14 protein-coding genes are annotated in these 14,416 nt (G+C 58.6%); 6 read left to right on the top strand and 8 right to left on the bottom strand.

Annotated features, from left to right (window positions below; translation table 11 throughout):
* The first annotated feature begins 22 nt into the window (after positions 1–22).
* Positions 23–1,354: an LLM class flavin-dependent oxidoreductase gene (locus DQN55_RS19105; protein WP_048383548.1), complete on the top strand. Its 1,332-nt coding sequence runs from the start codon at positions 23–25 to the stop codon at positions 1,352–1,354.
* Between the two features lie 21 nt (positions 1,355–1,375).
* Here the strand turns inward: DQN55_RS19105 and DQN55_RS19100 are convergent, their stop codons facing one another.
* Positions 1,376–2,020 carry a helix-turn-helix domain-containing protein gene (locus tag DQN55_RS19100; RefSeq protein WP_048383550.1) on the bottom strand — a complete coding sequence of 215 codons (645 nt, stop codon included), beginning with the start codon at positions 2,018–2,020 and terminating at the stop codon, positions 1,376–1,378.
* A 281-nt stretch (positions 2,021–2,301) separates the two neighbouring features.
* Between DQN55_RS19100 and DQN55_RS19095 the strand changes: the two genes are divergently transcribed.
* The 3 genes from DQN55_RS19095 to DQN55_RS19085 all read left to right on the top strand — a co-directional run bounded on the left by DQN55_RS19095 (position 2,302) and on the right by DQN55_RS19085 (position 7,232).
* Positions 2,302–3,324 carry an aldo/keto reductase gene (locus tag DQN55_RS19095; protein WP_082150779.1) on the top strand — a complete coding sequence of 341 codons (1,023 nt, stop codon included), beginning with the start codon at positions 2,302–2,304 and terminating at the stop codon, positions 3,322–3,324.
* A gap of 558 nt (positions 3,325–3,882) precedes the next feature.
* Complete coding sequence (locus DQN55_RS19090; RefSeq protein WP_048383552.1) at positions 3,883–6,156, top strand: FdhF/YdeP family oxidoreductase; 2,274 nt, start codon at positions 3,883–3,885, stop codon at positions 6,154–6,156.
* 134 nt (positions 6,157–6,290) lie between these two features.
* Complete coding sequence (locus DQN55_RS19085; protein ID WP_048383554.1) at positions 6,291–7,232, top strand: Dyp-type peroxidase; 942 nt, start codon at positions 6,291–6,293, stop codon at positions 7,230–7,232.
* A gap of 25 nt (positions 7,233–7,257) precedes the next feature.
* On the opposite strand, the gene DQN55_RS19080 is transcribed toward DQN55_RS19085, so the two are convergent.
* Both DQN55_RS19080 and mobA read right to left on the bottom strand, forming a co-directional pair.
* The gene (locus DQN55_RS19080; protein ID WP_048383556.1) at positions 7,258–8,154 is read right to left on the bottom strand and encodes a LysR family transcriptional regulator; all 897 of its coding nucleotides are present in this window, start codon (positions 8,152–8,154) and stop codon (positions 7,258–7,260) included.
* Between the two features lie 63 nt (positions 8,155–8,217).
* Entirely contained in the window at positions 8,218–8,880 is a 663-nt protein-coding gene (gene mobA, locus DQN55_RS19075; protein WP_048383558.1) for a molybdenum cofactor guanylyltransferase MobA, read from the bottom strand.
* Positions 8,881–9,110: 230 nt separating this feature from the next.
* On the opposite strand from mobA, the gene moaB reads away from it, so the two are divergent.
* Together moaB and DQN55_RS19065 are read left to right on the top strand one after the other, a co-directional pair.
* A complete protein-coding gene (gene moaB / locus DQN55_RS19070) occupies positions 9,111–9,650 on the top strand; it encodes a molybdenum cofactor biosynthesis protein B (protein ID WP_048383560.1) in 540 nt (179 codons plus the stop codon).
* Complete coding sequence (locus DQN55_RS19065; protein ID WP_048383562.1) at positions 9,647–10,852, top strand: molybdopterin molybdotransferase MoeA; 1,206 nt, start codon at positions 9,647–9,649, stop codon at positions 10,850–10,852. The genes moaB and DQN55_RS19065 overlap by 4 nt, the downstream gene beginning before the upstream one ends.
* Before the next feature lie 75 nt (positions 10,853–10,927).
* On the opposite strand, the gene moaE is transcribed toward DQN55_RS19065, so the two are convergent.
* From moaE to moaA, 5 genes are read right to left on the bottom strand one after another with little or no spacing between them, the layout of a single operon-like run.
* The gene (moaE, locus tag DQN55_RS19060; protein ID WP_048383563.1) at positions 10,928–11,380 is read right to left on the bottom strand and encodes a molybdopterin synthase catalytic subunit MoaE; all 453 of its coding nucleotides are present in this window, start codon (positions 11,378–11,380) and stop codon (positions 10,928–10,930) included.
* Between the two features lie 3 nt (positions 11,381–11,383).
* Positions 11,384–11,635 (bottom strand): molybdopterin converting factor subunit 1, encoded by a 252-nt coding sequence (gene moaD, locus DQN55_RS19055; RefSeq protein ID WP_048383565.1) that lies wholly within the window; start codon positions 11,633–11,635, stop codon positions 11,384–11,386.
* Positions 11,632–12,126 (bottom strand): cyclic pyranopterin monophosphate synthase MoaC, encoded by a 495-nt coding sequence (gene moaC, locus DQN55_RS19050; RefSeq protein ID WP_048383567.1) that lies wholly within the window; start codon positions 12,124–12,126, stop codon positions 11,632–11,634. The genes moaD and moaC overlap by 4 nt, the downstream gene beginning before the upstream one ends.
* Positions 12,127–12,139: 13 nt before the next feature.
* Positions 12,140–13,039 carry a bestrophin family protein gene (locus DQN55_RS19045; protein WP_048383569.1) on the bottom strand — a complete coding sequence of 300 codons (900 nt, stop codon included), beginning with the start codon at positions 13,037–13,039 and terminating at the stop codon, positions 12,140–12,142.
* 38 nt (positions 13,040–13,077) lie between these two features.
* Complete coding sequence (moaA, locus tag DQN55_RS19040; protein WP_048383571.1) at positions 13,078–14,076, bottom strand: GTP 3',8-cyclase MoaA; 999 nt, start codon at positions 14,074–14,076, stop codon at positions 13,078–13,080.
* Between the last annotated feature and the right edge of the window lie 340 nt (positions 14,077–14,416).

Below are 14,416 nucleotides of genomic sequence, written 5' to 3'. Positions count from 1 at the left end.
CGTAAACTTCAGAGTACGAAAAATGTCCGAACGCCAGCTCAGCCTTAACCTTTTTATTTACCCCAATGGCCATCACGAAGCCGCCTGGCGCCACCCGCAGTCGGTGCCGGAGTTTTCCATGGACATTGGCTATTACCAGCAACTGGCGTTGCGCGCCGAACGTGAAAAGCTCGATGCGATTTTTTTCGCCGACTCGCCATCATTGTCCGAAAGCGGCCGTGAAGGCGTGCGTATCCGTTTTGAGCCCATCACCTGGCTGGCGGCAATTGCGGCGGTTACCCAACGCATCGGTCTGATCGCCACGGCCAGTACGACCTACAGCGAACCTTACAATCTGGCCCGCTCGTTCAGTGCCCTGGATCACCTGAGCAAGGGCCGCGCCGGCTGGAATATCGTGACCACTTCCATGGCGGCCGCAGCGGCCAATTTCGGTCTCGACGAACACCCGTCGGCGCATGACCGTTACGCCCAGGCCGAAGAGTTCGTGCAAGTGGCCTCAGACCTGTGGGACAGCTGGGAGGACGATGCGCTGGTACTGGACAAGGCGGGCGGGGTCTTTGCCGACAGTGACAAGGTGCACTCGATCAACCACGTAGGCACGCACTACAAAGTCAAAGGGCCCTTCAACTCGCCGCGCTCGCCACAGGGCCGGCCGGTGCAGGTTCAGGCCGGGTCCTCCGAAGACGGCCGTGATTTCGCCTCTCGCCATGCCGAAGCGATTTTTACCGCGCACCAGACCCTGCAAAGCGCGACCGAGTTTGCCAACGATATTCGCGCCCGGGCGCAAGCGGTGGGACGCGACCCGCGCCAGCTGAAAATCCTCCCGGGGATTAGTCCGTACATCGCCAGCACCGAAGCCGAAGCCCGGCGCAAGTTCGACGAGCTCAACGAACTGGTGCTGCCCCACATCTCGTTGGGGCAACTGCGGCGCATGCTCGGTGTCGACCTGTCCGGGCATGATCTGGATGGGCCTTTCCCACGGCAGCTGATCAACTTCGACAGCCCCGAAAGTCAGTCCAGCCGCTTCAAGCTGATCATCGACATTGTCGACCGCGAGCAGCCGACGTTGCGCCAGTTGATCAACCGTCTTGCCGGTGCCCGCGGGCATTGGGTGCCTGTGGGGACACCGGTGCAGATCGCCGACCTGATCGAACAGTGGTTCCGCAGTGGCGCCGCCGATGGTTTTAACGTAATGCCGCCTGCGTTCCCCGAGGGCTTTGAGGTGTTCCTGGATGAAGTGCTGCCAATCCTGCGCCAACGCGGCCTGTTTCGAACCGAATACGCGGGCAGCACATTGCGCGAGCATTACGGCCTGAGCCGCCCGGCCTCGCGCTTTGCCCTGAAAACCGCCTGAGCAGATTGGCTGTACCTGGAGCTACGCCATCCGCTCATGCGCGGGACTGGTCACCAGGTACGCGACGGCCTCGCTGTCCAGCGGGTTGCGGTAGGAGTGAGGCTGCTCGGCGCGGAACAGGATTGAGTCGCCGGCCTGCAGCACAAAATGCTCTTCGTTGATGTTGAGCTCCAGGCTGCCCTGGGCAACGACCAAATGTTTTTGCACGCACGGGTCGTGACCCGGCGCATGGGCTTCGGCGTGGGGGCTCAGGCGCAGTTCGAAAAACGCAACCAGCGGCTCGCCTTGTTCCGGGTGCAAGGCGCGGTGGACAACGGTGCCCGCGGCGTTGATTTCACGTTTGCTGTGTTGCGCAGGCAGCAGGAGCACGCCATGACCGTCGCTCGGGACGAGCAACTCGGCGATCGACACCTTGAGGACGCTGGCGACCTTGCACAGCACCTTGATCGAAGGCTGGCTGCGGCCCGACTCTATTTGCGCAATCAGCGCCCGCCTGACACCACTGGCCTGTGCCAGCGCGTCCACTGACAGTTGGTGCTTGTCACGCAGGCGCCGCAGGTTCTGACTGATACGTTCAGCAATCGGGTCGTTGTTCTGTTGTTCGCGTTTGGGCAGGCTGAAAGGGACGCTGCCGCTGCTGTCGAGAAAGCCGGTAGGAATGTTCATGGGCACGAACCTGCGGCAAGGGTGAATGCAGGTGGAAATTCAGGGCCATGAGGATGACGGCGCATGATGATTCCTTTTCATGGGATCAGAAAAAGTCTTGAGCTTACCGCTGGTTTTTTAGATCCATAAATAATTAATTCTGACTTTTATATTCTCTAGGGGAATAACTGGCCGGGCGAAAAAAACGCTCTATCGTTATGCTCCGCGCAAGGTTGACCGCCTCAATCCTGCTGACTACTGTTGGCACCACTGGATTTCAGGACGCAACGCAGGGAGTCATCATGAGCGACATTCCGTATCGCAATCTGGGCCGCAACGGTGTGAAGATTTCGCCGATCACCCTGGGCACCATGATGTTCGGCGGGCAGACCCCGGACGACGTCGCCCGGCGCATCACGGACCGTGCCTTCGAGCAGGGCATCAACGCCATCGACACCGCGAACAACTACAACGGTGGCGCCTCGGAAGAGGTGGTCGGCCGCCTGATTGCCGAGCGTCGCCAGCGCTGGGTCCTGGCCACCAAGTTCGGCAACCCCGACCCGAGTGGCGGTGGACCGAACAACACCGGCGCCTCACGCCAGAACGTCATTCAGTCAGTCAACGCCAGCCTCAAACGTCTGAACACGGATTACATCGACCTGTTCTACCTGCACCGTGAAGATCACGTCACGCCGGTAGACGAGACACTGCGGGCCCTTGATGACTTGATTCGAGCCGGCAAGATCCGTGGCTACGGGCTGTCCAACCACCGTGGCTGGAAGCTCGCCGAGTTCAGCCGTTCTGCAGACCTGCTGGGCATCCAGCGCCCCAGCGTCAGCCAGCCGCTGTACAACCTGGCTAACCGCCAGATCGAAGTCGAGCACCTTCCGGCTGCCGAGCACTACGGCATCGGCGTCATCTCCTACAGCCCGTTGGCACGGGGCGTACTCACCGGTAAATACGACCCGAACCAGCCACCGGGCCAGGACACCCGTGCCGGTCGTAATGACCCGCGATTACAAGAAACAGAATGGCGCCCGGAGTCCCTCAACCTGGCGCGGCGCATACGCGAGCATGCCGAGCAGCGAGGCATCACCGCCGGCCAATTCGCCCTGGCCTGGGTACTCAACAACCGGCTGATCACCTCGGCCATCGCCGGCCCGCGTACCGAGGCGCAATGGGAAGACTACGTACCCGCCTTGAACTATGCATTCACTGCCCAGGATGAAGCATTCATCAATGACCTGGTCGTGACCGGACACTCCACGACACCCGGCTATAACGACCCGAGCCACCCTTTCTTCGGTCGACAATCGCGGGTGTGATCCAGGCGCTGATCATCCGCGTTACCCATGACAGGCACAAAAAAGACGTCCCCGGACGTCTTTTTTGTGTTCGGTTAGTTTGAGTTGTTCATTTAAGTTTTTGATTTTAGTCATCAACTTAAATGAGTGGCCCATGGAAAGGCTGTAGCAAGACTCAATATCATCTCTGCCGTCACTCAATATTAATAAAGTTATTGATAGGTATTCAGCCCGATTGAGCCTATGTGTGTTCTGCCTCAGGAACAGGGCAAGTACGGGATAGGGTTGGGCGGGCAATGAAGTCAGCCCCCTTTGTACGGGCCGCCCCTTGTCTTGACTGGGGGGGATATGCCGCCTAGATTTTAGTTTCCGATATGACGTTATAAATAACTACCCTATTGAATAACAAGACGTGTTCTCAGTTGGAGCAGGTTCTGGTTCAGTTTTTTTTGGCTGAGGAGTGTGATGCTTACTTGTCTTGCTCAGAGAGTAGAACGTTACGTAATGCCGCGTTACAGCGGCAGCTAATAGGCAACTAACGACTCTCGCCATCGGCGGCGAGTTGCATACGGAGCGATCATGGCGATTAAACGCAAGGTTCCCGGTGTTCGTAACTACGACGGCCCGGCAGGAGGGTGGGGCGCCCTCAAAGCCACCGCAACGGCAGTACGCGAGCAGATGGATACGCTCAAGGCCCCCCTCACGTTGATGAGAACCAACCAGCCGGACGGATTCGATTGCCCAGGGTGTGCGTGGCCAGACAAAGAACACAAGTCAACGTTTCAGTTTTGCGAAAACGGCGCGAAAGCGGTGACGTGGGAGGCGACCAACAAGCGTGTAACGCCTGAGTTTTTCGCCAACCATCCGGTGTCGACCTTGCTCCACCGAAGCGACTACGAACTGGAGGATCTCGGACGCCTCACGCACCCGCTGGTTTATGACCGGGGCACCGACACGTATAAGCCGGTGGAATGGGAAACTGCATTTGCGCGAATCGGTGAAATCCTCCGCGGGCTGAAACCTGATCAAGTTGAGTTTTACACGTCCGGCAGAGCGTCCAACGAAGCGGCTTACCTGTATCAGTTGTTTGCCCGTGAATACGGCACCAACAACTTCCCGGACTGTTCAAATATGTGCCACGAGCCGACGAGTGTCGGTCTTCCTCGCTCCATCGGGATGGGTAAAGGCTCCGTATCACTGGAGGACTTCGATGACTGTGAGCTGCTTCTTTCCATTGGGCATAACCCGGGCACCAATCACCCGCGCATGATGGGTACGCTTCACGAGCTATCCCGGCGAAAAGTGCCAATCATGGTATTCAATCCGCTGCGCGAACGCGCACTGGAGCGATTTGCCGACCCGCAAGACATGATCGAAATGGCAACCTATGGTTCGACGCGTATTGCCTCCACTTATTTGCAAGTCAAGGCAGGTGGGGATGCCGCGGCCATTAAAGGTGTGATGAAAGCACTGCTGGAGCTGGAAGCATCAGTCGGGAAAGTCATCGACTACGAATTCATTGAGCAACACACCAATGGCTTCGAGGCACTCAAAGCGGATTTGCTGGCCACTGAATGGCCGGCTATCGAATTTGCCAGCGGATTGCTCAAGGCGGACATGGAGAAAGTAGCTGCCGCCTATGCCAAGTCCAATGCCACCATCGTGACCTATGGCATGGGTGTCACCCAGCACAACGAAGGCACTGCCAACGTCCGGCTGATCTGTGACCTGCTGCTGTTGCGGGGCAACATTGGCAAGCCGGGCGCGGGTATTTGTCCGCTGCGCGGGCACTCCAATGTTCAGGGCAACAGGACGGTCGGCATCACCGAGAAACCCTCCAGCAGCTTTCTCGAAAAAATCGAGGCGGTATTGGGCTTCAAACCACCCGCAGAACACGGCCACGATGCGGTACAGGCAATGCAGGCGATGATCGCCGGTGACTCTAAAGCCCTGTTCTGTCTCGGCGGCAACTTCGCCGTGGCGCTTCCGGATCCGGCCCAGTGTTTTCCGGCCATGAACCAACTGGATTTGAGTGTTCATATCGGTACGAAGCTCAATCGCACCCATCTTCTGGTCAGCAAGGAAACGTACCTGTTCCCTTGTCTGGGGCGTACCGAGCTGGATATACAAAACGGCATGCGGCAATCGATCACGGTTGAAGATTCGATGTCGATGGTTCATGCCTCGGCAGGCAAGTTGATGCCGGCTTCCGAGTTCTTGCGCTCGGAGCCTGCCATCGTGGCGGGCATGGCTAACGCGACATTGCCTGACAGCAAAGTGCCCTGGCTGGAACTGGCGGCTGATTACGACAAAATCCGCGATCTGATCGAGAAAACCGTCCCGGGCTTCGAGGCGTTCAATGAGCGCATCCGGGTTCCGGGAGGCTTTCGGATGCCGCTTCCCGCGACGGAGCGTATCTGGATGACGCCCTCGGGCAAGGCCGAGTTCTTTGTATTCCCCGGTCTGCATGAAGACAAGGAAGTTGACGGTGAGGACGTCTTGCGGCTGATCACGCTGCGCAGTCATGACCAATACAACACGACGATCTATGCTCTGGATGATCGGTATCGCGGTGTATTTGGTCGGCGAGACGTGTTGTTCATGAACCCGGCTGATCTCGAGTCACGGGGGCTGGCTCACGGGGATTTGGTCGATATCGAAACGGTCACCCAGGGGCGCAAGATGCGCTACGAGAAAATAACGGCCATCGAGTACAAGATATCGGCGGGTTCGGTGGGCGCGTATTACCCGGAGGCTAACCAACTGGTGCCGCTGGACTATATCGACGTCGATAGCGGCACGCCGTCATACAAATCGGTCCCCGTAAAGGTCATGCGCTCGGAAGTTAACTGAGCGGCTGATCATGATCAAACAAGGGGCGTGAAGCCCCTTGTTAGCGGATGCCGTATTTCGACTCAGGCCGCTCTGCTAATCTCAACGGCTCATCCCGGCACCCTATGGCGCCATCAATCACAAAGCGTGAATCCATGACCCACGAAACCTTCGAGCCTCAATCCGTTTGCAGCCCTGTAACCAGTAGCGCGATTTTCATCGTGGCAACGCTCAACCCGGGCATCGAAGCAGTCGAGACGGTTCGTGCCTGGTGTGGCGATATCGCAGCGCTTACACGCTCTGTTGGCAAGCGTGTGCCAGCGGGTAATCTGTCATGTGTGTGCGGCTTTGGTTCCAGCGCCTGGGACACGTTGTTTGGCGCACCACGCCCGGCTTCGCTGCATCCGTTTCGAGAGTTTGGTGTGGATGGACGTCGAGCGGTAGCCACGCCAGGCGATATCCTGCTGCACATTCGAGCCGATCAGATGGATCTGTGCTTTGAACTGGCAACACAGCTGCTTTCAGCCTTGGGCGACGCTGTCACGGTGGTCGATGAAGTCCAGGGTTTCCGCTATTTCGACATGCGCAGCATCATCGGTTTTGTCGATGGCACAGAAAACCCGGCCGGTCGCAAGCTGGAGCATTTCACCCTCATCGGTGATGAAGACTCCGCATTCAGCCAAGGCAGCTATGTGCTGGTACAGAAGTACCTACACAAAATGACCGAGTGGAACGCGTTGCCTGTTGAAGCCCAGGAACGGGTCATTGGCCGTACCAAACTGGCTGATATCGAACTGGGTGAAGCGGTCAAACCCAGTTGTTCGCACAGCAGCCTGACCACCATCACCAAGGACGGCGAAGAGGTGAAGATCCTGCGCGACAACATGCCGTTTGGGCGACCAGGAGCAGGCGAGTTTGGCACCTACTTTATCGGCTATGCCCGCTCGCCCGAGCCGATTGAACAGATGCTGGAAAACATGTTCGTGGGCAAGCCGGCAGGTAACTATGACCGCTTGCTGGATTTCAGCACGGCGGTGACCGGCGGATTGTTTTTCGTGCCTTCTGCGGACCTTCTCGAAGCGCTGGCTGACCGGTAGCGTTCATGAGCTAACCGGCCACCGGTTAGCTCATGCTCTGGGGGGTGAATAACTTTTTGGCTTCTGCAAAACACTTTTCGGCGATGGCTGAACGGGGCTCGGTTTTGCGCATCACCATCCCCAGAGGCGCGAGCACGCTGGCGTCCGGCAGATTGATAAACGCCAGATTCTCGATCGGGCTCTCCAGGCCGCTGTCCAGCGGCATGATCGAGCAGCAAAAGCCTTCATGGATCGCCTGGAACAACTGGTACGTCGAATCGCTTTCGAGGATGGGTTGGGGGTCGAGACCGCGACTGCGGAAGCTCAGGTCAATGGATTTGCGATAGTGCATGCCATTGCTGATCATGCCCAAAGGCAGTTCGGCGGCGTCTTCCCAGCTCATTTCAGTGCCTTCGAAATGGAAGTGCCGCGTGTCGTACAGCAGGCCGACACGGGTCTCGCCCAGTTCGAAAAACTCCAGGTAATTAGGGTTTACGTGGTCCAGATAACACACCCCCAGATCAAGCTGGTTGGTGCCCAAGGCTTCGATGATCTTGTCCGAGCTCATGGACGTCAGGCTGAACTTGAGTTCCGGAAAGGTATGGGACAGGCCCTGAATGTAGCTGATCGGATTGAAGCCGCTGAGCGGCACCAGGCCCAGGCGCAAATTACCGACCAGTTGGCCGCGACAGGCGGCAGCTTCGGCGAACAACCCGTCATGGGCGGCGAGCAAGGTCCTGGCCCAGGCGAGCACGCGTTCACCGGCCTCTGTGAACCCTTCGAAGCGTTGGCCCCGGGTCACCAGTTCCAGGCCCAGCTCATCCTCCAGATTACGCAAACGCATCGACAAGGTCGGCTGGGTGATGTGGCAGCGCGCAGCCGCTTGGCCGAAGTGTCGGGTCTGCTCCAGCGCGATGAGGAATTTAAGCTGCTTGATATCCACTAAGGCACCTGCTGCGGGATTAATGAGAGGTAATTATTAACGCGAGTGGTCAGAAACCGTGGATTATTTTAGCGATTCTGTTCCGGCCCCTTTAACCAACGCGGCATCGAGGCCTTCGGTGCGCGCCAATGATTGCCCGGCCAGCCATTCAGGCGTATTGAAATTGCTCAGGCGCAGGTCATCGCCAGCGCAGGTCAATGCCATCAGCTCATGCTTGAGCAGCGCGCGCAGCAGGCTGCGTTCACCGTCATCCCAGGCCTGTTTCAACTGCGGCAACAACGCCGTGGGGATCAGGCTGAACATGGGCTGCCATTGCCCGGCCTGCTGGATCATCAGCGCGGCGCCGCTCGCAGGTCGCGCCTCGAGCATGGCCTTGATCAGTGCGGCATCGATATTCGGAGCATCACAGGCAAGCACCAGCAGCCAGGGATGGTGCGCAACGGCAAGTCCGGCCAGAACACCGGCCAGGGGGCCCGGGAAGTCCTTCTGTGAATCTTCGACCAATTGATCGGCATATGCGCGATAACGCGCTGCATTGCGGTTGCAGGAAATGATCAAGTCGTCGGTGAACGGACGCACGATGGCCTGTACATGGGCAATCAGCGGCTTGTCCTTCCACACCAGCAATCCTTTGTCCCGCCCGCCCATACGTGCCCCGCGCCCGCCCGCCAGCAGGAGTACCGAGCAGGGGCTGGATGCAGCTTCAGGAGAGCAGGTCGATGGCATGACGGGAACACCGTGAATAGAGAGGGGCAGACGATCGCACTCTCGCGCCTGTTCGTCCAATCATGGCTATTGAAGGGATGATCGACTCACTCGATCACCGGCCAATTGCGCCCGGAAAAATCAGTGATAGAAGCGCTCGATAATCCGGTCAACCGTAACGATTAGACAGTGGTTGTTTGGGCGCTTTAGCCTCTGGTAATCGTTTCAATAATGGCTTGCAGGAGAGTGACATGAGCGTGAAGTCGGATGCATTGTTTGTACCGCTGAATATGGCCGTGCTAACCGTCAGTGATACCCGTGAATATGCCAACGATACCTCCGGGCAACTGCTGGTCACCCGGCTGCTGGAGGCGGGTCATCGTTTGAGCGAGCGCAACTTGCTAAAGGATGACCTGTATAAAATCCGCGCGCAGGTGGCGACCTGGATCGCCGACGAGCAGATTCAGGTGGTACTGATTACCGGGGGCACAGGTTTCACCGGGCGCGACAGTACGCCTGAAGCGGTCAGTTGCTTGCTGGACAAGCAGATCGACGGTTTTGGTGAGTTGTTCCGTGCAATATCCATCCTCGATATCGGCACCTCCACGGTACAGAGCCGTGCCTTGGCCGGTCTGGCCAACGGAACGCTGGTGTGCTGCCTGCCGGGCTCGACGGGCGCTTGCCGCACGGCGTGGGAGGGTATCCTCGCCGAGCAGCTGGATGCGCGCCACAGGCCATGCAATTTTGTGCCGCACCTCAAGTCGGTGGCCTTGTGCGAGTCTCGGGGATGATCCCGTCACCGCTGATGTCAGTGGAGGAGGCCAGCGCTTCACTGTTGACCATGGCGCAGGCGCAACGCCTGCAAGACAGTGAGTCGGTAGCACTGAGCGACGCACGGCAACGGGTGCTGGCCAATGACTTGATCGCAACCCTGGATCTGCCGCCGTGGCCGAACAGTGCCATGGACGGGTACGCCTTGAACGTCGACGACTGGAAGGGCCAGCCGCTGACCGTATCGCAACAGATTTTCGCCGGGCAGACGCCTGAGGCATTGCTGCCGGGCACCTGCGCTCGAATCTTCACCGGCGCACCGGTACCCGATGGGGCCAACTGCGTCGAGATGCAGGAGAACGTCGAGCGGCTGGAGGACGGTCGGGTGCGCTTCAAGCAGGCCCTGAGCGCGGATCAGAATATCCGCCCGCAAGGCCAGGAAAACCGTGCCGGGCAGGTGTTGCTCGCTGCCGGCAAGCGACTCGGGCCTTTCGAACTGGCCGTCGCGGCGGGGCAAGGCTGCACCCATGTATCGGTGGTACGGCGTCCACGGGTGGCAGTGCTGTCCACGGGGGACGAACTGACTGAGCCGGGGACGCCGCTGAAGCCCGGCTGTATCTACAACAGCAATCGCATCCTGCTCAGCCATTGGCTGAGTGCGTTGGGTTGTGAGGTGATCGATGGCGGTATTCTTCCCGACCAGCCGCAGCATACGCGGCTCAAGCTGGAACAGTTGCAACATGCCGCCGACTTGATCCTGACCACCGGTGGCGTGTCAGCCGGAGACGCCGACTGCCTTGGCCAGGTGCTGCGCGATAGCGGCAAGCCGTTATTCTGGAAACTCGCGATCAAACCGGGAAAGCCTTTGACCGTGGGCTACTTCGGCAACGTGCCGGTCATCGGCTTGCCCGGCAATCCGGCCTCGGCGTTGGTGACGTTCGGCCTGCTGGCAAGGGCCTACCTGTTGCGCATCCAGGGTGTCGATGACGTCACGCCCTTGAGCTTCCCGATTAACGTCGGGTTTGACTGGCCGAAAGCAGGCAGCCGTCGCGAATACCTGCGGGCCAGGCTGGAGGAGGGGCGGGCGATTCTGTATCCGAACCAGAGCTCAGGCGTGCTGCTGGGAGCTTCGTGGGCGGACGGGCTGCTTGAAATTCCCGAGGGCTGCACCCTGCAGCGCGGTGACACGGCGCGGTTCATTCCTTTCTGCGACTTGTTCTGACGCGGCATGCACCGCTCTCAACTCCCGCCACCGCCCCTCTAGGCACGAGCCAGCTTGCTCCTGCCGATGGGGGCGTCATGCTGTCCAGCGGTTGACCGCCAGTTGGTCACTTTCTCTTCCCTCTACCCAGCGCTCTCCGGACGGCGTGTGTTCACGCTTCCAGAACGGTGCGCGAGTCTTCAGGTAGTCCATCAAAAAGTTGCAGGCATCGAAGGCTTCCTGACGATGTTCGCTGGCAACGCCGACAAACACGATGGGCTCACCGACCTTCAATGCCCCCACGCGGTGGACGATGGTCACCCGTTGCAACGGCCAGCGTTGATGGGCTTGATCGATGATCTGCTGCAGTGAGCGTTCGGTCATTCCCGGGTAATGTTCAAGGAACAATTCGCTGACCTGATCCCCCTGATTGAGATCGCGCACATAGCCGACAAAGGTGGCGACGGCGCCGACGCCCGGGTCTTCGGCGTGCAGGCTGCGGGTCAGCTCACCCAGATCAAACAGCTCGGTCTGAACCTGAACAGTCATCGCTCAACCTCCGGTCACTTGAGGGAAGAAGGCGATCTCGTCGAAGTCTTCTATCGGAGCATCGGGCGTACACAACTCCTGATTCAGCGCGCACATGAGGCTGGATTCACCGAGCACTTGCTGCCAAATCCCGCCTCTGGCCCTCAGCCGTTGCCTGACGTCATCCAGGGTGCGCAACGAGCCGTCCAGCGCGAGCTTTTCATCACCGATGCCAAGTTGTTCCCGGTAGCGCGCAAAGTAGTTGATAAGGATCATTGGGCGTCACCGGCTACGAAAGTCCCCGATTTCCCACCCTGTTTTTTCAGCACCTGGATCCGGTCGATGACCATCCCCCGATCCACGGCCTTGCACATGTCATAGATCGTCAAGGCGGCCACGCTCGCGGCGGTCAGGGCTTCCAGTTCGACACCGGTCTGGCCGTTGAGCCGGCAGGTGCTGACGATCCGCACGCTGTCGGGCTCGACAACGCTCAGTTCGAGGTGGATCGAGCTGAGCATCAGCGGGTGGCAGAGCGGGATCAGTTCATGGGTTTTCTTTGCAGCCATGATCCCGGCGATACGGGCGACCGCAAATACGTCGCCCTTGGGGTGCCCATTGTCCTGAATCAGCTTCAACGTGGACGGCTGCATGCGTACCCAGGCCTGTGCCTGTGCCTCACGGGTGGTGGCGGCTTTGTCCGTAACATCGACCATGTTGGCCCGGCCTGCGGCATCCAGATGCGTCAGTGTGTGTTGGAGGTCGTTCATGGAGGTCCTCGGATCAGTTCAGTACAAAGTCGATGGGTTGAAGCACGGGAGGCAGCTCTGTCGCGCCATTGGCGTGGAGAACTTCACGTTCGATCGTGCGCACGATGGCATTGGTCGGCAGGTCGTTTTCGTCGTAGCCGAACGGGTCTTCCAGTTCATCGCCAATCGCGTCCAGGCCAAAAAACGTGTAGCTCACAATCGCCGTGAAAATCGGTGTCAGCCAGCCCAATGGCTCGGCCATTGCGAAGGGCAGCAGGATGCAGAACATGTAACTGGTGCGGTGCAACAAGAGCGTGTAGGGGAAGGGCAGCGGGGTGCTTTTGATGCGCTCGCAAATCGTCTGGGTCGTGGTCAGGTTGCTTAAATGGCGGGCCATCAACTGATAGCGCCATTCATTGAGCTCCCCTGATTCGGCGAGTGTCGAGCACTGCTGGGTGACGCGGCTTAAAATGCTTTCCGGAATGTTCGGGGTGTTGGCTGACGGCAGCTTGTCCAGCCAGGGCCCGGCCACGCTTAACTCGTCTTCATGACGAAGCCTGGCGTTCAGCGCATGGGCAAATCCGCACAGGTTGCGAAGGAGATGGCTGCGCTGGCTGGCGTCCTTGATGACCTGGGTTTCCCGAATCATCGCCCGCACATCCATCACCATCGCCCCCAGCGCTTTGCGACCTTCGTACCAGCGGTCGTAGCACGCGTTATTGCGAAAACTCATGAAGATAGAGAGCGACAGGCCCAACAGCGTGAACGGCGTGGCGTTGACCTTGGAGAAGTACGCCGGATGAAGGGTTTCCACCAGCACAATCACCGAGGCCAGCAGTGTCACCAGCAGGCTACGCAGCGCGATGCGCCGGGCAACGGAGCCCTTGAGCGACGTCAATACACCGATCAGGTTGGGTTTGGCTCTGACGATCATGGGAAACAGCCTTCTGCATAGGGATAAAACCGGGGCGGTCAGCCGCCCGTCATGTTCATGAAACGGACCACTTGCACGTCATCGTTGAGCTCGAAGTTGTGCCGATACGGCTTGAGCTTCATCGACTCGATGATGGCGCTTTCCAGCCGTTTCGCATCACCCGGATAACGGCGCAGAACGGCCTTGAGGTCGACTGAATGCTCGTTGCCCAGGCACAGTAACAACCGGCCTTCAACGGTCAGGCGCACCCGGTTGCAGGTGCCGCAGAAGTTGTGGCTGTGGGGGGAGATAAAGCCCAGGCGAATATGCGGCGCCTCGGCCAGGCGCCAGTAACGCGAAGGCCCCTGGGTCGACTCCGCAGAGTCGATCAACGTGTAGCGTTCGGCGATACGCTCGCGCACTTGCGCGCTGGAGTAGAACGCCCCGGCGCGACTGTGTTCGCTGATGACACCCAATGGCATTTCTTCGATGAAGGAAATGTCCAGCCCCCGGTCGATGGCGAACGCCACAAGGTCGTTGATCTCGTGATCGTTGCGGTCTTTCATCACCACGCAGTTGAGCTTGGTGCGCTGGAAGCCCGCGGCATTCGCGGCATCGATACCGGCGATGACCTTGGCCAGGTCACCGGTGCGCGTCAGTTCGCGAAAGCGAACGGGATCAAGGCTGTCGAGGCTGATATTCAGGCGCTTGAGCCCGGCATCGAATAACGGTGCGGCCAGCTTGCCCAGCTGTGAACCATTGGTGGTCATGCACAACTCACGCAGCCCTGGCAGCATCGCGATGCGCTTGCACAGCTCAACCACGCCAGGACGAACCAGCGGCTCACCGCCAGTCAGGCGGATTTTCCGAGTGCCCAGCGTCACAAAGCTTTCAGCCAGTTGGTAAATCTCTTCCAGCGTCAGGATCTGCTGTCGCGGCAGGAACTCCATGTCTTCTGCCATGCAATACACACAGCGAAAGTCGCAGCGGTCGGTCACGGACAGTCTGAGGTAGTCGACCCGGCGAGAAAAACTGTCCATCAAAATTTGATCGGTCATTACAACCTCCGGCTCAACTAAACATCGTGGCCTTGGCGCTGGTTTTTAGGGGGACGATTTATATAAAGGGATGTAGTTGAGTCAAGACTAGAGTTGTTTTCAGGTGCCGTCTAATCACTATTAACAACCGGGTGATCGATGAAATCTATGAGGTTTAAGTCTATTGCTCTGGTCAATGTTTTTTGCGCTTATCACATTGAATTTGAAAGGTATTTTTCGTGATAGAGCATTTCGATGAGTTGGTCATTATTTGTGATTGGACAGCGTATTCATGCCCGCAATAGGCTGAAAACGTAATCCGACTTAGAACCCGTTTTAACGGGGCGGCGCGAATCATGTT

Source organism: Pseudomonas taetrolens (assembly GCF_900475285.1).
GTDB lineage: Bacteria > Pseudomonadota > Gammaproteobacteria > Pseudomonadales > Pseudomonadaceae > Aquipseudomonas > Aquipseudomonas taetrolens.
The sequence above is the reverse complement of the archived record's forward strand: the minus strand, read 5'-3'. Positions and strand labels throughout refer to the sequence as shown.